The organism is Microbacterium sp. 22195, from assembly GCF_052056515.1.
In the GTDB taxonomy this organism is placed as follows: Bacteria; Actinomycetota; Actinomycetes; order Actinomycetales; family Microbacteriaceae; genus Microbacterium.
In genome coordinates, this window is the sequence record NZ_JBQEPE010000001.1 from 172921 (window position 1) to 194813 (window position 21893).

The window sequence follows — 21893 nt, forward strand, 5'->3', positions numbered from 1 at the left end:
GGGACGGAGCACCTCCGTCCCGGCCCTCCCGCACGTTCAGGCGGCCAGCGCCGCCATCACCCGCTCGAGCGCCTCGGCGACCAGGCGCACCGACCGACGGTGCAGGTTCTCCGGGCGTGCCAGCACGTCGATCATGCGGTTGGTGCTGACGCCGTCGAGCGGCAGGCGCACCACGCCGGTGACGCCGGCCGCGACCGAGGTGTAGCGCGGCAGCATCCCGACCACGCCGCCGGCGGAGATCACTGCGGCCGCGACGCCGTAGTCGTTGATGCGGTGCACGATCTCGACGGGCCGGTTGGTGACGGCCGAGATGGTGCGCAGCACGTCGTCGGGGGAGTAGCCGGTGCGGCTGGTGACCCAGCGCTCTCCCACCACCTGCTCGGGCGTCAGCGAATCCCTGCCGGCGAGAGGATGCGAGGTGGCGAGCGCGACGTCGAGCGGTTCGGTCGCCAGGGGCACGGAGCGGATTCCGCTGCGCGGCCACGGCGCGCTGTGCTCCATGCGGTGCGCGAGCACCAGGTCGTAGCGTGCGGTGAGCGCGGGGAACTCGCTCTGGGCCACGTCCTCGTCGGTGAACCGGATCGTGGGCGCGTCGTCGCCGGTGCCGAGCTCGCGCACGAGCGGGCCGAACAGCGCCTGCGCAGCGCTGAGGAACCCGCTCACCGTCACCACGCCCGACGGCGCTGCCTCGAAGCGGTCCACTGCGGTGCGCGCGGCGGCCATCGCGTCGAGCGCCGTCGCGCCGGCGTCGGCGAGAACCTCGCCGGCGGGCGTCAGCACCAGCGTCCGGCCCTGCTTCCGCGTGAGCGGGGTCGTGAAGCCGCGCTGCAGCGCTGCGAGCTGCTGCGAGACAGCGGACGGCGAGACGCGCAGCGCCTCGGCCACGGCGGTGACGCTGCCCAGCGCGCCGAGCTCACGCAGGATCTGGAGCTGCTGCAGGTTCATGGTTCCAGTCAATCATGAAGACGATCTTCATCAATTGTCCAGAGAGTGGCGATTGATCTTCATGTTCGGATGCGGTCTCATCGAAGTATGAAGGCCCTTTTCAAGCCGGCGGCCGCCGCCGGCCTCGAGCTCGTCGACCGTCCGGACCCCACCGCAGGAGCTGACGAGGTCGTCATCCGGGTGCTGCGCACCGGCATCTGCGGCACCGATCTGCACATCCTCCGCTGGGACGATTGGGCGGCGTCCGCCGTGAACGCCCCGCTCACCCCCGGCCACGAGTTCTACGGCGAGGTCGTCGAGATCGGTCCGCTGGTGCGCGACATCAAGGTCGGGGACCGGGTGTCCGGCGAGGGGCACATCGTCTGCGGCACGTGCCGCAACTGCCGCGCCGGCCGCCGGCACATGTGCATCCGCACCATCGGTCTGGGTGTGCAGCGCGACGGCGCGTTCGCCGAGTACGTGTCACTGCCCGCGACCAACGTCTGGGTGCACCACGACGACGTGACTCCCGAGCTCGGCGCGATCTTCGACCCGCTCGGCAACGCCGTGCACACCGCGCTGACGTACCCGCTCGTCGGCGAGGACGTGCTGGTCACCGGCTGCGGTCCGATCGGGCTGATGTCGATCGCCGTCGCCCGGCACGCCGGAGCACGCTTCATCACGGCGACCGACGTCAGCGGCCCGCGCCTGGAGATGGCGCTGACCATGGGCGCCGACCAGGCCATCGACGTCTCCCAGCACGACATCCGCGAGGCGCAGACCGCCCTCGGCATGCGCGAGGGGTTCGACATCGGCTTCGAGATGAGCGGTGCCCCGAGTGCGCTGCCCGCCATGATCGACAACATGAACCACGGCGGCCGGATCGCCATGCTCGGCCTGCCCAGCGCCGGATTCGACATCGACTGGGGCAAGCTGGTCACGCACATGCTCACCATCAAGGGCATCTACGGCCGCGAGATGTTCGAGACCTGGAACGCCATGGGGGCCATGCTGCAGACAAGTGCCGTGCTGCGCGACTCGATCAGCCGCGTCATCGCCGAGGTCATCCCGGCGCGCGACTGGGAGAAGGGCTTCGCCGCCGCGGCATCCGCCGGCACCGGCAAGATCATCCTCGACTGGACCGAGCTGTAAGGAACCGAGATGTACACGACTTTCAAGGACCACGTGGCCGCAGAGCTGGCCGGCATCGAGGAGGCCGGGCTCACCAAGCGCGAGCGCGGCATCCGCGGCCCCCAGAGCGCCGAGATCACCGCCGACGGCACCGAGGTGCTGAACTTCTGCGCCAACAACTACCTCGGCCTCGCCGACGACCCTCGCATCGTGGATGCCGCCAAGAGCGCGCTCGACGAGTGGGGCTACGGCATGGCCAGCGTGCGCTTCATCTGCGGCACGCAGGAGCAGCACCTCGAGCTCGAGCGGCGCCTGTCGGCGTTCCTCGGCACCGACGACGCCATCCTGTACTCCTCGTGCTTCGACGCGAACGGGGGCGTCTTCGAGACCCTGTTCGGCGCAGAGGACGCCATCATCTCGGACGAGCTGAACCACGCCTCGATCATCGACGGCATCCGCCTGTCCAAGGCCCGCCGGTTCCGCTATCGCAACAGCGACATGGCGGATCTCGAGCAGCAGCTGAAGGATGCCGCGGATGCCCGCTTCCGCGTGATCGTGACCGACGGCGTGTTCTCGATGGACGGCTACATCGCCAAGCTGCCCGAGATCTGCGACCTCGCGGAGAAGTACGACGCCCTGGTGTTCGTGGACGACTCGCACGCGGTGGGCTTCATCGGCGAGAACGGCCGTGGCACTCCCGAGCTGTGCGGGGTGTCGGACCGCGTCGACATCTACACCGGCACCTTCGGCAAGGCGCTGGGCGGGGCATCCGGCGGCTACGTCGCCTCGCACCGCGACATCGTGGCGCTGCTGCGCCAGCGCTCGCGTCCGTACCTGTTCTCGAACACCCTCGCCCCGGCGATCGTCGCGGGCACGCTCACCGCGCTGGACCTGGTGGAGGGCTCCGCCGATCTGCGCGCGCGCCTTCGTGAGAACGCCGCGCTGTTCCGCAGGCGGATGACGGAGGAGGGCTTCGACCTGCAGCCGGGGGAGCACCCGATCGTGCCCGTGATGTTCGGCGACGCCGCGCTCACCGCGCGGATCGCGAAGGCGATGCAGGCGCACGGCGTGTACGTCACGGCGTTCAGCTTCCCGGTGGTGCCGCGTGGTCTCGCCCGCATCCGCGTGCAGCTCTCCGCGGCGCACACGCCGGAGCAGGTGGAGCGCTGCGTGGCCGCCTTCGTCGCGGCGCGCGCAGCGGTGGACTGAGCCTGAGGGGTATGTCGGAGCCTCCGTGCATGATCGGATCATGGATGCCGAGATCACCGCGCGACGAGGACTGATCGATCAGCTGACCGAGCAGGGGAGCATCCGCTCAGAACGGGTGCGGAGCGCGTTCGAGCGAGTGAGACGCACGGCATTCGTCCCGGACGTGCCGCTCGAGGAGGTCTACGCGGATCGCACGCATACCGTCGCGGAGGATGACGGCGTCAAGGTCAGCACTGTCTCTGCTCCTTCGATGCAGGCGCTGATGCTCGAGGTCGCCGCGCCTCTGCCCGGTGAGGACGTGCTCGAGATCGGTTCCGGGGGTTCGAACGCCGCGCTGCTGGCCGAGATGGTCGCGCCGCGCGGATCCGTCTGGACGGTGGACATCGACGAGCGGGTCGTCGAGCGCGCTCGAGCCTCGCTGGGGCGGCACCCCACGCCCGTGCCGGTGCGAGTGGATCGCATCGACGCCTGGGAGGCGGGGACGGCGATCGCGGCGGGCTCTTTCGATCTGGTCGAGTTCACCGTCGACACCTGGACGCTCCCCGCCTGGTTGCCTGACGCGCTGCCTCCAGGCGGTCGAGTGGTCGCGCCGATGAGCATCTGCGGCGTCGGATGCGGCTGGGCGCTCGAATGGGACGGCAACAGGCTGATCGGCAGGACCTCGTTCGGCGGCGGATTCGTCGGCGCGCGCGGAGCGGGTGCAGAGGGCGACGAGCCCGAGGAGATCCGGAGCGACGATGTCGTTCTCGCTCCCATCGTGATCTGGACGCAGAATGGCTGGCCTCGGTGCTGTCGCGGGAGGGGGAGGCGTCCGGTGCCGTGACGCATCAGATCATGGGATCTGAGTATCTGCCTCTCTTCCTGCGACTGCTGTGCGGATCGGAGCGCGCAGGTTCGATCCGCAGCGCATCACGGAGCAAGGCGAACGGATTCCCCGGAGCATCGTGGATGAGGACACCGGTCTGGCTCGCGGACGACGGCCTCGCGGTGATCGATCATCGTCTGGCCGGCGATGGCGTCGACGTCTTCGTGAGATCGTTCGGGTCCGATGGCCCTGTTCTCGCCGAACGGATGGCGGAGCGGCTGCGCACCTGGCAGCAGAGCGCGGGAGGCCCGGTCTTCGAGGCGACTCCCGTGGATGCCGCGCGGGAGACGGCGCCGGACGGCGTCCGTGTGCTGCGGCGCGGCCCCTGGGAGTTCCGGCTGTCGTGGCAGGGTGACGTTCCTCCTCGCGCGAGCATCCGCTGAGGGACGGCCTGCCCGGAACCCCGGTGCCGAGAAAACTCTGCAAAGAAATCCTTGCAAAGAAATATTTGCAAGAGTATCTTTGCATCTATGACGGAGCATGAAGAGGGACGGACGCTCGATGCGGGAGCGCTCAAGGCGCTCGCGCATCCGCTGCGTGTGCGCATCTACGATCTGCTCAGCGAGCGCGGTCCGCAGACCGCGAGCAGTCTCGCGGCCCTGATCGGCGAGACCTCCGGCGCCACCAGCTATCACCTGCGGGCGCTGGCCGCGAAGGATCTCATCCGCGAGGTCGAGGGACGGGGGACCGCGCGCGAGCGGTGGTGGGAGCGTCCGAAGGGGCGCATCAACCTGCCCGGTCCCGATGAGAAGATGTCGCCCGCCAACCGGGCGGCGGCGCAGATCGTCACCTCGGAGTTCTTCCGTCTGCGCCATCAGACGCTGATGGACTACCTCAACCGGTCCATCTCGGACCAGCCCGAGGAATGGCGGGATGCCGGGCTCGTGATGACCACGATGCTCGATCTCACCCCCGAGCAGATGACCGAGCTCAAGCAGGAGCTCTCCGACACGGTCGACGCCGCCATCGAGCGCTATCGCGGCCAGGAGGGCATGCCGGGAACCCGACGCGTCTCACTGCGCGCCGAGATCTTCGACCTTCCCGCGGCGAGCAGCCGCGACACGACGAATCAGGAGTGATCATGACCGCCGCAACGCTTCACCTCGCTTCACCCACGACCGCCGAGCGCGCTCTGCTGAAGATCGCCGACGCCATCACCGCGTACACCGAGAACCGCCGCCTGCTGCGCGCGGAGCGCAGGGAGATCGCACTCGACATGCTGCGTGAGCAGCAGGCCCGCAGGCAGGACCCCCGCGCCCTCGACTGCGCGCTGCTCGCGATCGGCTCGCGCCCGCGCCGCTGACGCCTCGCACCATCGCCGAGACCCCGTACTGTCGTCGAGACCCCGGCCTGCAGACGTCTGCAGGCCGGGGTCTCGGCGGTGAAACGGGGTGTGAGCGATCAGTCCTCGAACGGCCTGGCGATGACCTCGCCGGATGCCGTGAGCAGGACCTCCCACCCGGCATCCAGCTCGGCGAGGGGGCGGCCCTCCAGCCAGGTCAGGGTCCAGTGACCGGCCAGGCCGCGCGCCTCGACCTCGGCGATCGTGGGGCGCAGCTCGGCGGGGACGGATGCCGGCGGCTCCGCCCCGGTCGCCCACCGCGTTCCGAGCTGCATGATCAGGCCTCCACCGGGGCGAGCTCGATCGCGGTCACGGCGAGCTCCTCGGCCTCGGCGAAGCCCAGCTCGGCGATCCGACCCACGGCGCGCAGGTCGTCGGCCGCCGCTCGCAGCGCCTCGATCTTCGCAGCCGGAGCCGCGATCGTGGCGGTCGCCACCGGGGTCTTCTGCGAGGCCTTCGCCTCGGTCTTGGCCCGGCGGATGCCGACCAGGGCCTCGCTCGCAGTGGCGAGCACGGCGGGGTCGCCCTCGATGTCCAGTGCCTCGGGCCAGGACGCCGTGTGGATCGAGCCCTCCTCGAACCAGCTCCACGCCTCCTCGGTCGCGAACGACACGATCGGTGCGAGCAGGCGCAGCAGGGTGGACAGGGCGAGCCGTAGCGCGAGGGCGGCGGATGCCTGGCCCACGTCGGTCTGGTCGTAGGCGCGCTCCTTGACGAGCTCGAGGTAGTCGTCGCAGAACGCCCAGAAGAACGCCTCGGTGACCTCGAGGGCCTTGGCCTGGTCGTAGTTCTCGTACGCCGCGGTGGCCTCGCGAACCACCCGGTCGAGGGTGGCGAGCATCGAGGCGTCCAGAGCGTGCGTGACCTGCGCGCCCTCCGGCACCGGGAACGAGAGCACGAACTTCGCGGCGTTGAGGATCTTGATCGCGAGGCGCCGGCCGATCTTGACCTGCGTCGGGTTCTGCGGGTCGAACGCCGCGTCCATGCCCAGGCGGCTGGAGGCCGACCAGTAGCGCACGGCATCCGAGCCGTGCTTGTCGAGGATGTCGGCGGGAGTGACCACGTTGCCCTTGGACTTCGACATCTTCTTGCGGTCGGGGTCCACGATGAAGCCGGAGATCGCCGCGTTGCTCCACGGTGCGCGCTGGTCCTCGAGGGTCGAGCGCAGCATGGTGGAGAACAGCCAGGTGCGGATGATGTCCTGGCCCTGCGGGCGCAGGTCGAACGGAGCGACCAGGTTCCACAGGTCCTCGTCGCGCTGCCAGCCGCCGGCCAGCTGCGGGGTGAGCGAGGAGGTCGCCCAGGTGTCGAAGATGTCCTGCTCGGCGTCGAAGCCGCCGGGCACGCCGCGCTGCTCCGCCGTGTAGCCGGAGGGCACGTCGCTGGTCGGGTCGATCGGCAGCGAGTCGTGCGAGGGGGTGATCACGCGGTCGTAGTCGCGCTCGCCGTTCTCGTCGAGGCCGTACCAGAGCGGGATCGGCACGCCGAAGAAGCGCTGACGCGAGATCAGCCAGTCGCCGGTCAGGCCGCCGACCCAGTTCTCGTAGCGCACGCGCATGAAGTCGGGATGCCAGGCCATCTGGCGGCCGTTCTCGAGCAGGTCGTCGCGCAGCTTCTCGTCGCGGGCGCCGTTGCGGATGTACCACTGGCGGGTCGAGACGATCTCGAGGGGGCGGTCGCCCTTCTCGAAGAACTTCACGGCGTGGTTGAAGGGCTTCCCCACCTCGATGAGGTCGCCGGACGCCTGCAGCAGCTCCACGATCGACTTGCGGGCGCTGAACACGGTCTTGCCGGCGAGCTCCGCATACGCCGCCCGGCCGGCATCCGACACGATCGCCTCGGGTGCGTCGGCCAGCACGCGGCCGTCCTTGCCGAGGATCGTGCGGTTGGGCAGGTCCAGCTCGCGCCACCAGATGATGTCGGTCACGTCACCGAAGGTGCAGATCATGGCGATGCCGGAGCCCTTGTCGGGCTGCGCGAGGTGGTGCGCCAGCACGGGCACCTCGACGTCGAAGATCGGCGTGCGCACGGTGGAGCCGAAGAAGGGCTGGTAGCGCTCGTCGTCCGGGTGCGCGACCAGGGCCACGCAGGCGGCGAGCAGCTCGGGCCGGGTGGTCTCGATCTGGATGTCGCCCGATCCGTCGCTCTTGTGGAACGCGACGCGGTGGTACGCGGCCTGCTGCTCGCGGTCCTCGAGCTCGGCCTGCGCGATCGCGGAGCGGAAGTCGATGTCCCAGAGCGTCGGGGCGAGCGACTGATAGGCCTCGCCGCGCTCCAGCCCGCGCAGGAACGCCAGCTGGCTCTGCCGGATCGTGTCGTCGGAGATCGTGCGGTAGGTCTGGGTCCAGTCGACGCTGAGTCCCAGCTGGCGGAACAGGGCCTCGAACTGCTTCTCGTCCTCGATGGTCAGCTTCTCGCAGAGCTCGATGAAGTTGCGGCGGCTGATCGGCAGCTGGTCGGCGGCGCGGGAGGACTTGTTGTCGCCGCCCTCGAACGGGGGCGTGAAGTCGGGGTCGTAGGGGAGGGACGGATCGCAGCGCACGCCGTAGTAGTTCTGCACGCGGCGCTCGGTGGGCAGTCCGTTGTCGTCCCATCCCATCGGGTAGAAGACGTTCTTGCCGCGCATCCGCTCGAAGCGGGCCTTGATGTCGGTGTGCGTGTACGAGAACACGTGACCGATGTGCAGGCTGCCGGATGCCGTGGGAGGGGGAGTGTCGATCGAGTACACGCCGGTGCGGCCGGCCTCGGCGGCACGAAGGCGGTCGAACAGGAACGTCCCCTGCTCGGACCAGCGCTCACCCCACTTCGCTTCGAGACCCTCGAGTGCGGGCTTGTCGGGAATGACGGACATAGGGGTCTCCTTGAGCGATGTGTGCGGCACTGTGTGAGCGTGCCTGAGTGTGGGTTGTGGGGCGAGTCTACCGGGCATCCGCGAGTGCGACGTAGATCGACCCGGTCCAAGAAACCGCGGATAGGATGGAACGTCACCCTTTCCGCACTCTCCCGAGGTTCCCGAATGCCTTCCTTCCCTGTGCGCCGGCTTCTTCCGCTGGCGGCTCTCGCCGCAGCATCCGCACTCATCCTCAGCGCCTGCGCCGGACCCGCCACCTCCGGCGGGACGGATGCCGCGGCAGATCCCGACGCCGAGCTCAGCTGGGCGATCGAGGGCGCCAACCTCTCCAACGGCCACATGGACCCGCAGACCAGCCAGCTCGACGTCTCCGCCATGGTGCAGCGTCAGGTGCTCGACTCCCTGGTGTTCCAGGAGGCCGACGGCTCGTTCTCTCCGTGGCTCGCGAAGAGCTGGAAGGTCTCCGACGACGGCAAGACGTACACGTTCGAGCTGCGTGACGACGTGACCTTCACCGACGGCACCCCGTTCGACGCCGCGGCCGTCAAGGCGAACTTCGACCGCATCATCGACCCGAAGACCGAGTCCGCGTCCGCGGCGGCCATGCTCGGCGGCGAGCTGTACGCGGGCACCAAGGTCATCTCCGACCACACGGTCGAGGTGGACTTCACCTCTCCCTACGCGCCGTTCCTGCAGGCGGCCAGCACCGCCCAGCTCGGCTTCTGGTCGCCCAAGGTCCTCAAGGACTCGGCCGCACAGCTCAAGGCCGGCGGCCCCGACGTGAACATCGGCACCGGACCGTTCAAGCTCGCCGAGTACACGGCCGACCAGGAGATCGTCTACACCCGCAACGACGACTACGCCTGGGGCCCCGACGGCGCCAAGGCACCGAAGGTCAAGACGCTGCGCGTGGAGATCCTGCCCGAGGCCTCCGTCCGCGCCGGGGTGCTCAGCTCCGGCGAGGCGCAGGTCGCCAGCCAGCTCCCGCCGAGCACGGTGAAGCAGTTGGGCAAGGGCGTCACGGTCAGCGCCAAGGAGTACCCGGGCCTGCCGTACTCGCTGTTCCTCAACGAGAAGTACGGCGTCTTCGCCGACCAGAAGGTGCGCCAGGCGTTCGAGCTGTCGATCGACGTGGACGCCGCCGTGAAGCAGATCTTCTTCGGCGAGTTCCCGCGGGCCTGGAGCATCCTCGGCCCGACCACACCGGGCTACGACAAGGCGCTCGAGGGCACCTGGAAGTTCGACCCGGAGAAGGCGGGCCAGCTGCTCGACGAGGCCGGCTGGACCACTCGCGACGCCGAGGGCTACCGCACGAAGGACGGCAAGCGCCTGTCCGCGCGCTGGATCGCCTGGACCCCGGTCTCCGACGAGCACACGGCCATGGCGAACGCCATCCAGTCCGACCTGAAGAAGGTCGGCTTCGAGGTCGTGCGCGAGACCCTGGAGCCCGCCGCCTACAACGAGCAGTACGGTCCGAAGACCTACGACCTCACCGACTGGGACTACTCCGGCGTCGACGCCGACCTGCTGCGCAACCACCTCGGCACGGACGGGTTCCAGAACGCATCCCAGGTCAGCGACCCGGCCGTCGACAAGCTCCTGCAGGACGGCCTGTCCACCACCGATCCGGCCGCCCGCGCGGAGATCTACCAGCAAGTGCAGCAGTGGAACGCCGAGCACGTCGCGATCGTGCCGCTGTACGTCTCGTCGCTCATCACCGCGTCGGACAAGGACGTCAAGGGCCTGACCTACGACCTGTACGGGCGTCCGCAGTTCTACACCGCGAGCCTGGCCGGCTGAGTCGCGTTCCGACGTGTCGCGCGCACTGATCCGGAGCGCCGGGATCCTGGCATCCGTCGTCGTCGTCCTGTGGGGCGCGGCGACGCTCGCCTTCCTGGCGTTCCGGATCATCCCGGGCGACGCGGTCTCGGTCATGCTGGGTCCGCAGGCACAGGTGAGCGAGGAGGTCAAGGACGGCATCCGCGCCGATCTGGGCCTGGATCGTCCGCCGCTGGTGCAGTACCTGTCGTACCTCGGCGGGCTCCTGCACGGCGACCTCGGGCGGTCGTACCAGCTGCGGATGCCGGTGACCGAGGTCATCGGGCGCCAGCTCGGCCCCACGGTGCAGCTGACCGTCCTGGCGCTCCTGATCGCGCTCGTGCTGGCGCTCGCGGCGGCTCTGTTCGCCCGGCGCGGGGTCGCGCGGGGCGTGGTCGTGACAGCCGAGCTGATCGTGCTGTCATCGCCCGTGTTCTGGATCGGGCTGCTGCTGCTGGCGGTGTTCGCGTTCACGCTCGGCTGGTTCCCGGTCGCGGGGTCGCGGACACCGGCGACGCTCGTCCTGCCGGCGGTCACCCTGGCTCTTCCCGTCGCGGCCCTGATAGGGCAGGTCCTGCGCGACGGGATCGATGCGGCCGAGCGGCAGCCGTTCGCGGAGACCGTTCGAGCCCGCGGCGCGACCCCGGCTCGGCTCGTGCTGCGGCACTCCCTCCGCCACGGCGCCGCGAGCGCCCTCACCCTCACGGCGTACCTGGTCGGCTCGCTGCTCGGCGGGGCCGTGCTCGTCGAGACCGTGTTCGCGCGCCCCGGCCTCGGGCGCGTGACGCTGGCCGCGATCGTCAACCGAGACCTGCCCGTGGTCGCCGGGATCATCATGCTCAGCGCGCTCGTGTTCGTGATCGTGAACGTGGTGGTGGAGCTGCTGCATCCGCTCATCGACCCGCGCCTGGGCGCGTCGGGGCGCTTCGAGGCACCCGCGATCGGGGAGCGGCGATGAAGGCGGCCGGGCTCTGGATCGCGGGGCTGTATCTCGCGCTCGTCGCGCTGGCCGCATTCGCTCCCGATCTGCTCGCGACGCACGACCCCCTGCAGACGGATGTCCGTGCAGCGCTGCAGCCGCCCAGCGGCGCGCACCTGTTCGGCACGGATCAGTCCGGCCGGGACGTGCTCGCACGCGTCGTGCACGGCGCCGCGCGCTCGGCGGGCATCGGACTGCTCGCCACCGCACTGGCGCTCGTGACCGGCCTCGCGGTGGGTGCGCTCTCCGGCATCGCACCGCGGTGGGCGGATGCCGTGCTGATGCGCGTGACCGACATCCTCCTGGCGTTCCCGGAGTTCCTGGTCGCCCTGATCGTCGTGGCCGTGCTCGGGCCGGGCGGCGCGAACGTCGCGATCGCGGTGACCATCGCGGCCGTACCGGTGTACATCCGGCTGGCGCGCACGCAGACCCGCACGCTGCGGGTCGCCGAGCACGTCGAGGCCGCGCGGATCCTCGGGGTCGGGCGGATGCGGGCGTTCGTCCGGCACGTCGTCCCGGGTGTGCTGGGCTCCCTCAGCGTGCTCGCCACCATCGGCATCGGCTCGGCGATCCTCGCCGCCGCAGGCCTGAGCTTCCTGGGACTCGGCCCCGCCGAGCCGCAGCCCGAATGGGGGCTCATGCTCGCCGGCGGCCGCAACGTGCTGGGTCAGGCCTGGTGGATCTCGGTGTTCCCGGGGCTCGCGATCACCCTCACCGTCATCAGCGCGACCGTGCTGGGCCGGGCGCTGCGCGCGCGGATGGAAGGGCGGGCCGCATGAGCGCCGTGGACGTGCAGGGGCTGCGCATCGCGTTCGGCGGCCGCATCGTGGTGGACGATGTCTCGTTCACCGTGGAGCCCGGGGAGTGCGTGGCGATCGTCGGGGAGTCTGGCGCGGGCAAGTCGCTCACCGCCCGGGCACTGCTCGGGCTGCTCCCGGACGGGGCGTCGGCGACGACGGAGCGACTGCTGGTCGCCGGCACGGATGCCGGGCGGCTGGGGGAATCCGGATGGCGGTCGCTGCGCGGGCGCAGGATCGCCCTGGTCTCGCAGGACGCGCTGGCGGCGCTGGACCCGCTCCGGCGCATCGGGCGCGAGGTGGCCGAGCCGATGGAGATCCACGGCCTGCGTGCCGACGGCGGGCGTGTGCTCGAGCTGCTCGAGTCGGTGTCGATGCCCGACGCGGAGCGCCGGGTGCGCAGCCGGCCCCATGAGCTCTCCGGGGGTCTCCGGCAGCGCGCGCTGATCGCATCCGCGCTCGCGGCCGATCCCGAGGTGATCGTCGCCGACGAGGCGACGACGGCGCTGGATGCCACGGTGCAGGCCCGCATCCTGGAGCTCCTGCGCGGCATCGCGGACAGCGGCCGCGCTGTCGTGTTCATCAGCCACGACTTCGCGGCCGTGCGCAGGGTGGCCGACAGAGTGATCGTCATGCAGGCCGGCCGCATCGTCGAGCAGGGCGCGGTGGACGAGGTGATGCGGTCGCCCCGCAGCGATCACGCGCGCGAGCTCGTGGCGGCCAGCTCGCCGGTCCCGCGACCGGCGTCGCCGTCTTCGGGAGCACCGCTGCTTCGTGCCGTGGACCTCTCGAAGTCGTTCGACCGTCCCGCCGTCGTGGGGGCGAGCTTCGTCCTGCGGGCAGGGACCACGCTGGGTGTGGTGGGGGAGTCCGGATCGGGCAAGACGACGCTCGCACGCATGATCGTCGGCGTGCAGCATCCGGATTCCGGCGCACTCGAATGGGTCTCGCCGCAGCGGGTGCAGCTGGTGCACCAGAATCCGCTCGGTGCGTTCGATCCGCGATGGACGATCGGCCGCTCGCTGCGCGAGGCCCTGCAGGCAGCCGGTGCGCCACGCGCGCTCCGCACGAAGCGGGCGCTCGAGCTGCTCGCGGAAGTCGGCCTGGACGGCTCGCTTGCACGCCGTCGCCCCCATGAGCTCTCGGGCGGTCAGCGCCAGCGCGCCGCGATCGCCCGCGCGCTCGCCGCCGACCCGCAGGTGCTGGTCCTCGACGAGCCCGTCTCGGCCCTGGATCCGACGGTGCGACAGCGTGTGCTCGGCCTGCTCAGCAGCCTGCAGCGGGAACGCGCGCTCACGATGGTGTTCGTCTCGCACGACCTCGCGGTCGTCGCCGCGGTCAGCGACGACGTGCTGGTCATGCAGGACGGGGTGGTCGTGGAGCAGGGCGCGGTGGCCGACGTGTTCGCCGACCCCCGGCATCCGTTCACCCGGGAACTGCTCGCCGCAGGGCGCTGATCCCGCGGAACGCGATCGGGGTCGCGTCAGTCCCGCACCGAGATCCCGGCGGACGCCGCGAACGCGGGCGCCAGCAGCTCCACCTGCCGGACGCTGAGGGTCGTGCCGCGCAGCGAGCCGACGTCGAGGAACGAGAGCGCGTCCAGACCACGGAGGTCCACGTGCGAGGCCTGCAGCCCGCGGGAGTCGACCTCGTCGGCATGCGTGTCGTCGAAGGCGACGCGGGTGAGCGTGGCGCCGGGCAGATCGAGCGCGGTGATCCGGCATCCGTCGATGCGCACGTCCACGGCCTTCGTGGCTGAGAGCGTCAGGTAGTCGATGCGCACGCCGTGCAGTTCGAGCTCGTGGATGCGGGTGTCGGTCAGGTCGAGGGTGCCGATCCGGCCGCCGGAGATGCGGACCCGCCGCAGGCTGGCCGCACGTGCGGGAAGATCGGCGACGCGCAGATCCCGCATCTCGACATCCATGAGAGTGGCGCCGCGCAGGTCGAGGGAGTCGGCGCTGCCGGTGAGCACGCACTGCTCCAGGGAGGAGTGCGCCAGGTCTGCGTCGTCGTCCAGCTCGATGAGCGCGGCGATCAGGTCCGCGCTCCGGCGGGGCGGCGCGGGGGCCAGGTGATCGGGCAGATCGGGTGCGGACACGAGGGGCGGACGGAGATCCTCACTGCGGCGGGCCATGCGCTCGACTCTAGGCGAGGGCACCGACGGCTTGCCGACCTGTTGCTGCTCCGGCTATGTTGCTAGCATGCAGTCAAGTGACGCGAAGGTGCAGTTCAACGTCTATCTGCCGCCCGACGTCGTCCGCGCGGTCAAGCACCGGGCCATCGACGAGGAATCCAGCCTCTCGGCGCTGGTCGAGCGCGCGCTGCGGCAGTACCTGGAGGGGGCGGGATCGTGACGACGACCGTGCAGCAGATCGTCTACGCCCGGCACCCGGAGCGCTGGCACGCCCTCGCCGAGGTCCTCGGGTTCGTCGCACCCTACCCTCCGGAGGCCGACTGGGCCGAGTTCGACAGGGGAGGCGTGCTCGCCGTGCATCGCGAGATCGACGGTCACGCGGACGGCACCGTGGATCTGCACCTGCTGGTCGACGACCTCGACGCCGTGCAGCAGGCGCTCGCCGGGCGCGACGTCACCCGCACCGCGCTGGAGGGCGTCGGGGACATGCTGCTCGTGCGCTTTGCGTCCGGTCTCGGCATCAGCGTCTCGGCAGGCGCCCGTGCGACCGCCGGCCCGATCGCGGTGCAGCCGATCCTGTTCCAGGAGGACGTCGCCGAGGCCCGCGGCGTCCTGGAGGCGCTCGGACTTCGCCCGGACATCGTGGCCGACCGGGGCGGCTGGGCGGAGCTGCACGCGGCCGGCGGCGGATCCGTGGGAGTCCACGAGGCATCCGAGCCCGCGGTCGGCCTGGGCTTCCTCGCCGACGGCGACCTCGACGCGCTCGCCGCACGGCTGAGGGACGCCGGGTTCGAGGCATCCGTCGTCGACGAGGCGTACGCCCGCACCGTCCGCATCGCGGAACCGGACGTCTGGATCAACGGCGTCCAGACCGACCTGTACGGCTACCACCGCGAAGCCTGACCGTCCTCGCCGTGCGCTCCGCGCGGAGATGTGCGCTTCGTGCGGACGTATTTCCGGGATCTGTCCGCGGGAGGTGCACATTCCCGCGCGAAGCGCTCGCGCCGATGAGGGCCATTTCGCCTGCACAGTCGGACCTCCAGGTCGATTCGTCCACATTCGCTGGATTCCGAGTGCGGGTCGCGTCAGGGTCAAGCACCATGTCGTCATGGCTCCCCGGATCTCGGCCCTCGTCGACTTCATCTCCGACTGCGGCGGCTACGCGCGCACAGCACGGGTGACCGAGCGCGGTTTCGGCCGTCGCACGGTGGATGCCGCAGTCGCAGGCGGTCTGCTCACTCGACCGCGCCGCGGCTGGATCGCGGTGAGGAGCACGCCCCGGATGCTGCACGACGCGATGACATTCGGCCTTGTCCTGACCTGCCGCACCGCCGCGCAGCACTACGACATCTGGCTCCATGATCCGCAGGGTGAACCGCATGTCGCGGTTCCGGTGGCCCGGGGCGGTCGCGTGCCGGTCCGAGCCAAGGTGCATTGGGGTGCGCCGCTGATCCCTCGCGATCCCGACGCGCTCATCGATCCGATCGAGAACGTGCTCGCGTACATCGCCGAATGCGAGCCATTCGAGCAGGCTCTCGCCACGTGGGATTCGGCGTTCAACAAAGGCCTGGTGGAGATGGCGGCCATGTCACGTCTCCCGTTGCGCCCCGCGGCACGTCGGGTGCTGGCGGAGGCATCGCCGTTCGCGGATGCCGGACTCGAGACCTACCTGCGGACGAGATTGCGCTGGCTGCGTATGCCGCTGCGCATCCAGACGTGGATCCACGGTCATCGGGTTGATGCCCTGATCGGCGCGCGGCTCGTTCTGCAGATCGACGGGAAGCATCATGTCGGCGCGCAGCGCTCCGAGGACATCAAGCACGACGCTGAGCTGAAGCTCCTCGGGTATCACGTCATCCGGGTGTCCTACACGCAGGTGATGTTCGACTGGCCGGCCGTTCAGGACCTCATCATGCGTGCAGTCGCGCAGGGACTGCACCTCGCCGCCTGACTTTGCCGTGCGCTTCGCGCGGAGATGTGCGCTTCGTGCGGACGAATTTCCGGGATCTGTCCGCAGGAGGTGCACATTCCCGCGCGAAGCGCTCGCTCCGATCGGGGCAGAAGCCTGACCGGATGCGCGTAGAATGGCCGGACAAGCACTGATCCGGCCATCACCGGGGAGCTCTCGGAAGAACGTCCCGCCTCGGCGGGGTCACTAGAACCGAGCGGGGCAGGCCCGTCATCGCCGCAGTGAGAGTGGCTTCGCGAGAAGCACGTCGGGTGGTACCGCGGTCCGTCGCAGCACGGGTCGTCCCGGCAGCAGCATCCGCCCACGACCACTGCGAGACACGATGACCTATCCGCGCACCTCAGGCACGGCCTTCGGCCCGGCCGCCGTCACTCCGAGCCCGCGCTTCCCCGAGATCGAGACCGAGGTCCTCGACTTCTGGAAGACGGATGACACCTTCCGCGCCTCCATCGCGCAGCGCGAGGGCGCCGACGAGTGGGTCTTCTACGACGGTCCTCCCTTCGCGAACGGCCTGCCGCACTACGGCCATCTGCTCACCGGGTACGCCAAGGACCTCTTCCCGCGCTTCCAGACCATGCTCGGCAAGAAGGTCGACCGCGTGTTCGGGTGGGACACGCACGGCCTGCCCGCCGAGCTCGAGGCGATGAAGCAGCTCGGGCTCACCGAGAAGAGCGAGATCGAGGACATGGGCATCGGCGTCTTCAACGGGAAGGCGCGCGACTCCGTGCTCGCGTACACGCGCGAATGGCAGGACTACGTGACCCGTCAGGCCCGCTGGGTCGACTTCGAGCGCGGCTACAAGACGCTCGATCTCGGGTACATGGAGAGCGTGCTCTGGGCGTTCAAGACGCTCTACGACAAGGGCCTCGCCTACGAGGGCTACCGCGTGCTGCCGTACTGCTGGCGCGACGAGACGCCGCTGTCCAACCACGAGCTGCGCATGGACGACGACGTGTACCAGGACCGGCAGGACCCCTCCGTCACCGTCACGTTCCCGCTCACGGGCGCCAAGGCCGAGTCGCTCGGCCTCACCGCGGTGCGCGCCCTCGCCTGGACGACGACCCCGTGGACCCTGCCGACGAACCTGGCCCTCGTCGTGGGCCCCGACATCGAGTACGTCGTGCTCCCCGCCGGCCCGAACGGCGCCGCCGACGTCGTGACGGGGGACGACCCCGCCGAGACCGCCGCGCACCGCTACCTGCTGGCCCGCGACCTGCTGGGCGGCTACGCCAAGGACCTCGGCTACGAGTCGGCCGAGGAGGCGCTCGCCGCGGCCGACCGGTCCGTGCTCGGCAAGGAGCTCGAGGACGTCACCTACGACCGACTGTTCGACTACTACGCGGACGCCGAGACCTGGGGTACCGAGAAGGCCTGGCGCATCCTCGTCGACGACTACGTCACCACCACCGACGGCACCGGCATCGTGCACCAGGCGCCGGCCTACGGTGAGGACGACCAGCGCGTCTCCAACGCCGCGGGCATCCCGACCATCCTCTCGCTGGACGATGGCGGCAAGTTCCTGCCGAACGTCACCGATGTCGCCGGCGTGCTCTGGATGGAGGCCAACACGCCCCTGATCCGCCTGCTGCGCGCCGCGGGGCGGATGCTGCGCGAGCAGAGCTACGTGCACTCCTACCCGCACTGCTGGCGCTGCCGGAACCCCCTGATCTACAAGGCGGTCTCGAGCTGGTTCATCCGCGTGACCGACATCAAGGATCGGATGCTCGCGAACAACGAGCAGATCACCTGGGTGCCCGAGAACGTCAAGCACGGCCAGTTCGGCAAGTGGCTCGAGGGCGCGCGTGACTGGTCGATCAGCCGCAACCGCTACTGGGGCTCGCCGATCCCGATCTGGAAGAGCGATGACCCGACCTACCCCCGGGTGGACGCCTACGGCTCGCTGGAGGAGCTCGAGCGCGACTTCGGCACGCTCCCGCACAACGAGGACGGCGAGGTCGACCTTCACCGGCCGTACATCGACGACCTGACGCGGCCAAACCCCGACGACCCCACCGGAAAGTCCACGATGCGCCGCATCGAGGACGTCTTCGACGTGTGGTTCGACTCCGGTTCGATGCCCTACGCGCAGGTGCACTACCCGTTCGAGAACCAGGAGTGGTTCGACTCGCACGCCCCCGCCGACTTCATCGTGGAGTACATCGGGCAGACCCGCGGCTGGTTCTACGTGATGCACGTGCTCTCCACCGCCCTGTTCGACCGTCCGGCGTTCACCGGGGTCAGCTGCCACGGCATCGTGCTCGGCTCCGACGGCTACAAGATGTCGAAGTCGCTGCGCAACTATCCCGACGTCAGCGAGGTGCTGGACCGGGACGGCTCGGATGCCATGCGCTGGTTCCTGATGTCCAGCTCGGTGCTGCGCGGCGGGAACCTCGCGGTCACGGAGGAGGGCATCCGCGCCGGAGTTCGCGAGTTCCTGCTGCCGCTGTGGAACTCCTGGTACTTCTTCGCCACCTACGCGAACGCCGCGAAGGAAGGCGGCTACGAGGCGACCTGGCGCACCGATTCCACCGACGTGCTCGACCGTTACATCCTGGCGCGGCTCGGCGACCTCGTCCGCGATGTGCGCGCCGACCTGGAGGGCCTCGACTCGACCACGGCATCCGCTCGCCTGCGCGACTTCGCCGAGGTGCTGACGAACTGGTACATCCGCCGCTCCCGCGACCGCTTCTGGGAGGGGACCGCCACCGAGGCGTTCGACACGCTCTACACGGTGCTCGAGACTCTCACCCGGGTCGCGGCGCCGCTCGTGCCGCTGATCAGCGAGCGCATCTGGCAGGGACTGACCGGCGGGCGCAGCGTGCACCTGACGGACTGGCCGGATGCCGACGCGTTCCCCGCCGCGGATGACGTGCGCGATGCCATGGACGCCGTGCGCGAGCTTTCCAGCGTGGGCAACGCCCTGCGCAAGAAGGAGAAGCTGCGCGTGCGGCTGCCGCTCGCCCGCCTCACGGTCGTCTCGCCGCTCGCCGACGATCTCGCGCAGTTCGAGGGCATCCTCCGCGAGGAGCTCAACGTCAAGACGGTGGAGCTGGTGAAGCTCGGCGAGGACACGGCGCGCGAGTACGGCATCAGCCACCGACTGAGCGTCAACGCCCGTGCCGCCGGCCCCCGACTGGGCAAGGACGTGCAGAAGGTCATCCGCGCCGCGAAGGAGGGCTTCTGGACCGAGGACGCCGGCGTCGTGACCGCCGACGGCATCGCCCTGGAGCCGCACGAGTACGAACTCGTGCTGGAGACCACCGGGCGACCGGAGGGTGAGGCGCTCGCCGTGCTGCCCACGGGCGGGTTCGTGCTGCTCGACACCGCGACCACGCCGGAGCTGGAGGCCGAGGGCCTGGCCCGCGACGTGATCCGCGCCGTGCAGGACACCCGCAAGAAGGCCGGCTTCGACGTCAGCGACCGGATCCGCCTGCAGCTGCGCTTCGCGGATGCCGCGGATGCGGATGCCGTGGAGTCGGCGTTCGCGCTGGCGGACGTCGCGGGCGAGACCCTGGCCGTCGAGCACAGCCTGCTGCGTGCGGACGACGCGCTCGCGGACAGCGAGTTCGAGAACGTCATCGGCAAGGGCACCTACGCCAACGGCGGCGACTTCACGGTCGCCGTCGCCCGGACGGGAGCAGCGCAGTGAGCGACGTGCAGAGGGCGGACGCCGTCTACGAGAAGCTGCTGGAGCGTGCGGGGGAGCGCTGGGTGCAGCCCCGCAAGGAGCGGGTCGCCCGCATCCTCACCCTGCTCGACGACCCGCAGCGCACCTACCGCGTCGTGCACATCACCGGCACGAACGGGAAGACCTCGACCGCGCGGATGATCGAGAGCCTGCTGCGCGCCCACGGACTGCGCACCGGTCTCTTCACCAGCCCGCACCTGAAGCGCTTCACGGAGCGCATCATGATCGACGGCGAGCCGATCGCGGATGCCGCTGTGGCCGACGCGTGGGATGAGATCGAGCCTTTCGTCGGCATCGTCGACGCCGAGCTCGAGGCCGCCGGGGACGCCTCGCTGACCTTCTTCGAACTGCTCACGGTGCTCGCCTTCGTGGCGGCGGCGGATGCCCCGGTCGACGTGCTCGTGCTCGAGGTCGGCATGGGCGGTTCGTGGGACTCCACCAACACCGCGGACGGCGACGTGGCGGTGTTCGCCCCGATCGACATGGACCACGCCGACCGGCTGGGCGACACCATCGAGAAGATCGCCGAGGTCAAGGCCGGGATCATCAAGGACGGCGCAGCCGTCGTCTCCGCGGAGCAGAAGCCCGAGGCCGAGGCTGTGCTGCGCCGGGTCGCCGCAGAGAAGGGCGCGACCATCGCGTTCGAGGGCGAGGACTTCGGCCTGTCGGCGCAGAAGCTCGCCGTGGGCGGACAGATGATCAGCATCCGCGGGCTCGCAGGCGAGTACGCCGACGAGTACCTGCCGCTGTACGGCGCGCACCAGGGACACAACGCGGCCCTCGCCGTCGTCGCGGTGGAATCGCTGATCGGCGGCGGCTCGCAGCGCATCGCCGGTGAGATCATCACCGACGGGCTGCAGAACGCCACCTCTCCGGGCCGCCTGCAACTGGCCGGCATCGCGCCCACCGTGGTCGTGGATGCCGCGCACAACCCGCACGGCGCGGCGTCGCTGGCGCGCGCCCTGGACGACAGCTTCGACTTCGACGAGTGGGGGCTGGTGCTGGGCGTCTTCGCCGACAAGGACACCGCAGGCATCGTCGACACCCTGCTGCCTGCCGTCACCGAGGTGTTCGCGACCTCGCCCGACTCCGAGCGCGCCGAGGAGGCGGATGCCATCGCCGACCTGGTCGAGGAGCGCGGCCGCCGCGCGAGCGTGCACCCCACGCTCGCCGAGGCCGTCGACGCCGCGCGCGAGTGGGCGTCGGCCTCCGAGCGGCGCGCCGTCGTGATCGCCGGGTCGATCGTGCTCGCCGGCGAGGCACTGCTGCTCTCCGAGGAGGAGGACTGGAAGAGCGGATGGCGCGGATGACGGCCTCGCGCGCGCCCCGTTCCAGGACTCCGCGCACCCTCGCACAGAAGCTGGGCGCGATCGTGCTGGGCTTCGAGGCGATCGTCGTCTTCCTCGCCGGCCTGACGGTGTACGGACTGAACGTGCTGCCGCAGGGGATCCCGTCCTGGTGGGGCATCGTCGGCGGCATCGTGCTCGCCGTCGCGATGATCGCCCTGTCCGGCGCGATCGCCCGCCCGGGCGCGATCGCGATCGGGTGGGTGCTGCAGGCGCTCGTCCTGGCATCCGCCCTGCTCGTCCCCGCCATCGCGCTCGTCGCGCTGATTTTCGGCGGCATGTGGGGATATGCGACGATCGTGGGGGCCCGGATGGACCGCAGACAGGCGGACACCCACGCACAGCCCGAGACTCACACAGAGAGCGAATGACATGGCCACTGAAGAAACCCTCGTCCTCGTCAAGCCCGACGGCGTCGCCCGCGGCCTGACCGGCACGATCCTCGCCCGCATCGAGGCGAAGGGCTACGCGCTCGTCGACATCCGCCTGGTCGAGCCCGACCGCGACCTGCTGGCGGCGCACTACGCCGAGCACGAGGGCAAGCCGTTCTACGAGCCGCTCCTCGAGTTCATGATGTCCGGCCCGTCCGTGGCGATCCGCCTGGCCGGCAACCGCGTCATCGAGGGCTTCCGCTCCCTCGCCGGCACCACCGACCCGACCACGGCCGCGCCCGGCACCATCCGTGGCGACTTCGGCCGCGACTGGGGTCTGAAGGTGCAGCAGAACCTCGTGCACGGCTCGGACAGCCCCGAGTCGGCCGCTCGTGAACTCGGCATCTGGTTCAGCTGAACCCCGAGCAGACGGAAGAGGGACGCCCCGACGGGGCGTCCCTCTTTCATT

General features: G+C 70.1%; 21 protein-coding genes. 17 read left to right on the forward strand and 4 right to left on the reverse strand.

Translation table 11 applies throughout. The features are described from left to right. Positions 1-36: 36 nt before the first annotated feature. Complete coding sequence (locus tag ACTJJ4_RS00850; protein ID WP_440941622.1) at positions 37-945, reverse strand: LysR family transcriptional regulator; 909 nt, start codon at positions 943-945, stop codon at positions 37-39. Positions 946-1032: 87 nt separating this feature from the next. Here ACTJJ4_RS00850 and tdh point away from each other — a divergent pair, with 87 nt between their 5' ends. From tdh to ACTJJ4_RS00880, 6 genes are all read left to right on the forward strand, one after another. Beyond that, entirely contained in the window at positions 1033-2076 is a 1044-nt protein-coding gene (tdh, locus tag ACTJJ4_RS00855) for an L-threonine 3-dehydrogenase (protein WP_292698420.1), read from the forward strand. Between the two features lie 9 nt (positions 2077-2085). Beyond that, positions 2086-3264: a glycine C-acetyltransferase gene (locus ACTJJ4_RS00860; protein ID WP_440941623.1), complete on the forward strand. Its 1179-nt coding sequence runs from the start codon at positions 2086-2088 to the stop codon at positions 3262-3264. 25 nt (positions 3265-3289) lie between these two features. Beyond that, positions 3290-4087 (forward strand): hypothetical protein, encoded by a 798-nt coding sequence (locus ACTJJ4_RS00865; protein ID WP_440941624.1) that lies wholly within the window; start codon positions 3290-3292, stop codon positions 4085-4087. A gap of 125 nt (positions 4088-4212) precedes the next feature. Further along, positions 4213-4512 carry a hypothetical protein gene (locus ACTJJ4_RS00870; protein WP_440941625.1) on the forward strand — a complete coding sequence of 100 codons (300 nt, stop codon included), beginning with the start codon at positions 4213-4215 and terminating at the stop codon, positions 4510-4512. Positions 4513-4599: 87 nt separating this feature from the next. Further along, positions 4600-5208 (forward strand): ArsR/SmtB family transcription factor, encoded by a 609-nt coding sequence (locus ACTJJ4_RS00875; protein ID WP_440941626.1) that lies wholly within the window; start codon positions 4600-4602, stop codon positions 5206-5208. 2 nt (positions 5209-5210) lie between these two features. Continuing rightward, positions 5211-5432 (forward strand): hypothetical protein, encoded by a 222-nt coding sequence (locus tag ACTJJ4_RS00880; protein WP_440941627.1) that lies wholly within the window; start codon positions 5211-5213, stop codon positions 5430-5432. A 98-nt stretch (positions 5433-5530) separates the two neighbouring features. On the opposite strand, the gene ACTJJ4_RS00885 is transcribed toward ACTJJ4_RS00880, so the two are convergent. Together ACTJJ4_RS00885 and valS are read right to left on the reverse strand one after the other, a co-directional pair. After that, positions 5531-5746, reverse strand: coding sequence for a hypothetical protein (locus tag ACTJJ4_RS00885; protein ID WP_440941628.1), 216 nt, complete (start codon positions 5744-5746; stop codon positions 5531-5533). Between the two features lie 2 nt (positions 5747-5748). After that, on the reverse strand, positions 5749-8322 hold the full coding sequence (valS, locus tag ACTJJ4_RS00890) for a valine--tRNA ligase (protein WP_440941629.1): 2574 nt from the start codon (positions 8320-8322) through the stop codon (positions 5749-5751). Between the two features lie 165 nt (positions 8323-8487). On the opposite strand from valS, the gene ACTJJ4_RS00895 reads away from it, so the two are divergent. Genes ACTJJ4_RS00895 through ACTJJ4_RS00910 form a run of 4 tightly spaced genes read left to right on the forward strand, consistent with a single transcriptional unit; the run spans position 8488 to position 13373 of the window. Further along, positions 8488-10122: an ABC transporter substrate-binding protein gene (locus tag ACTJJ4_RS00895; protein ID WP_440941630.1), complete on the forward strand. Its 1635-nt coding sequence runs from the start codon at positions 8488-8490 to the stop codon at positions 10120-10122. 13 nt (positions 10123-10135) lie between these two features. Then, positions 10136-11098, forward strand: coding sequence for an ABC transporter permease (locus ACTJJ4_RS00900; protein WP_440941631.1), 963 nt, complete (start codon positions 10136-10138; stop codon positions 11096-11098). Next, positions 11095-11898, forward strand: coding sequence for an ABC transporter permease (locus tag ACTJJ4_RS00905; RefSeq protein WP_440941632.1), 804 nt, complete (start codon positions 11095-11097; stop codon positions 11896-11898). The genes ACTJJ4_RS00900 and ACTJJ4_RS00905 overlap by 4 nt, the downstream gene beginning before the upstream one ends. Further along, positions 11895-13373 (forward strand): ATP-binding cassette domain-containing protein, encoded by a 1479-nt coding sequence (locus ACTJJ4_RS00910; RefSeq protein ID WP_440941633.1) that lies wholly within the window; start codon positions 11895-11897, stop codon positions 13371-13373. The genes ACTJJ4_RS00905 and ACTJJ4_RS00910 overlap by 4 nt, the downstream gene beginning before the upstream one ends. 26 nt (positions 13374-13399) lie before the next feature. Here ACTJJ4_RS00910 and ACTJJ4_RS00915 read toward each other — a convergent pair whose 3' ends face one another. After that, positions 13400-14050, reverse strand: coding sequence for a pentapeptide repeat-containing protein (locus tag ACTJJ4_RS00915; protein WP_440941634.1), 651 nt, complete (start codon positions 14048-14050; stop codon positions 13400-13402). A gap of 67 nt (positions 14051-14117) precedes the next feature. Here ACTJJ4_RS00915 and ACTJJ4_RS00920 point away from each other — a divergent pair, with 67 nt between their 5' ends. The 7 genes from ACTJJ4_RS00920 to ndk all read left to right on the forward strand — a co-directional run bounded on the left by ACTJJ4_RS00920 (position 14118) and on the right by ndk (position 21842). Further along, a complete protein-coding gene (locus ACTJJ4_RS00920; RefSeq protein ID WP_292698391.1) occupies positions 14118-14270 on the forward strand; it encodes a CopG family transcriptional regulator in 153 nt (50 codons plus the stop codon). Next, a complete protein-coding gene (locus ACTJJ4_RS00925) occupies positions 14267-14953 on the forward strand; it encodes a hypothetical protein (protein ID WP_440941635.1) in 687 nt (228 codons plus the stop codon). Before ACTJJ4_RS00920 ends, ACTJJ4_RS00925 begins: the two co-directional genes overlap by 4 nt. A 379-nt stretch (positions 14954-15332) precedes the next feature. Then, complete coding sequence (locus ACTJJ4_RS00930) at positions 15333-16001, forward strand: endonuclease domain-containing protein (RefSeq protein WP_440941636.1); 669 nt, start codon at positions 15333-15335, stop codon at positions 15999-16001. Between the two features lie 340 nt (positions 16002-16341). Next, positions 16342-19668, forward strand: coding sequence for an isoleucine--tRNA ligase (ileS, locus tag ACTJJ4_RS00935; protein WP_440941637.1), 3327 nt, complete (start codon positions 16342-16344; stop codon positions 19666-19668). Beyond that, positions 19665-21017, forward strand: a complete 1353-nt coding sequence (locus tag ACTJJ4_RS00940; protein ID WP_440941638.1) for a bifunctional folylpolyglutamate synthase/dihydrofolate synthase — start codon at positions 19665-19667, stop codon at positions 21015-21017. Before ileS ends, ACTJJ4_RS00940 begins: the two co-directional genes overlap by 4 nt. Continuing rightward, complete coding sequence (locus tag ACTJJ4_RS00945) at positions 21014-21424, forward strand: DUF4233 domain-containing protein (RefSeq protein WP_440941639.1); 411 nt, start codon at positions 21014-21016, stop codon at positions 21422-21424. The genes ACTJJ4_RS00940 and ACTJJ4_RS00945 overlap by 4 nt, the downstream gene beginning before the upstream one ends. A 1-nt stretch (position 21425) precedes the next feature. Then, on the forward strand, positions 21426-21842 hold the full coding sequence (gene ndk, locus ACTJJ4_RS00950) for a nucleoside-diphosphate kinase (RefSeq protein WP_285630287.1): 417 nt from the start codon (positions 21426-21428) through the stop codon (positions 21840-21842). Positions 21843-21893: the final 51 nt, after the last annotated feature.

Excerpts from the sequence above, each read along its gene's own strand:
- ACTJJ4_RS00860 (WP_440941623.1), top strand. The coding sequence starts at position 2,086 with ATGTACACGACTTTCAAGGACCACGTGGCCGCAGAGCTGGCCGGCATC.
- ACTJJ4_RS00885 (WP_440941628.1), bottom strand. The coding sequence starts at position 5,746 with ATGCAGCTCGGAACGCGGTGGGCGACCGGGGCGGAGCCGCCGGCATCC.
- valS (WP_440941629.1), bottom strand. The coding sequence starts at position 8,322 with ATGTCCGTCATTCCCGACAAGCCCGCACTCGAGGGTCTCGAAGCGAAG.
- ACTJJ4_RS00850 (WP_440941622.1), bottom strand. The coding sequence starts at position 945 with ATGAACCTGCAGCAGCTCCAGATCCTGCGTGAGCTCGGCGCGCTGGGC.
- ACTJJ4_RS00920 (WP_292698391.1), top strand. The coding sequence starts at position 14,118 with ATGCAGTCAAGTGACGCGAAGGTGCAGTTCAACGTCTATCTGCCGCCC.
- ACTJJ4_RS00915 (WP_440941634.1), bottom strand. The coding sequence starts at position 14,050 with ATGGCCCGCCGCAGTGAGGATCTCCGTCCGCCCCTCGTGTCCGCACCC.
- ACTJJ4_RS00875 (WP_440941626.1), top strand. The coding sequence starts at position 4,600 with ATGACGGAGCATGAAGAGGGACGGACGCTCGATGCGGGAGCGCTCAAG.
- ACTJJ4_RS00870 (WP_440941625.1), top strand. The coding sequence starts at position 4,213 with ATGAGGACACCGGTCTGGCTCGCGGACGACGGCCTCGCGGTGATCGAT.
- tdh (WP_292698420.1), top strand. The coding sequence starts at position 1,033 with ATGAAGGCCCTTTTCAAGCCGGCGGCCGCCGCCGGCCTCGAGCTCGTC.
- ACTJJ4_RS00880 (WP_440941627.1), top strand. The coding sequence starts at position 5,211 with ATGACCGCCGCAACGCTTCACCTCGCTTCACCCACGACCGCCGAGCGC.
- ACTJJ4_RS00910 (WP_440941633.1), top strand. The coding sequence starts at position 11,895 with ATGAGCGCCGTGGACGTGCAGGGGCTGCGCATCGCGTTCGGCGGCCGC.
- ACTJJ4_RS00905 (WP_440941632.1), top strand. The coding sequence starts at position 11,095 with ATGAAGGCGGCCGGGCTCTGGATCGCGGGGCTGTATCTCGCGCTCGTC.
- ileS (WP_440941637.1), top strand. The coding sequence starts at position 16,342 with ATGACCTATCCGCGCACCTCAGGCACGGCCTTCGGCCCGGCCGCCGTC.
- ACTJJ4_RS00945 (WP_440941639.1), top strand. The coding sequence starts at position 21,014 with ATGACGGCCTCGCGCGCGCCCCGTTCCAGGACTCCGCGCACCCTCGCA.
- ACTJJ4_RS00930 (WP_440941636.1), top strand. The coding sequence starts at position 15,333 with ATGCTGCACGACGCGATGACATTCGGCCTTGTCCTGACCTGCCGCACC.
- ndk (WP_285630287.1), top strand. The coding sequence starts at position 21,426 with ATGGCCACTGAAGAAACCCTCGTCCTCGTCAAGCCCGACGGCGTCGCC.
- ACTJJ4_RS00895 (WP_440941630.1), top strand. The coding sequence starts at position 8,488 with ATGCCTTCCTTCCCTGTGCGCCGGCTTCTTCCGCTGGCGGCTCTCGCC.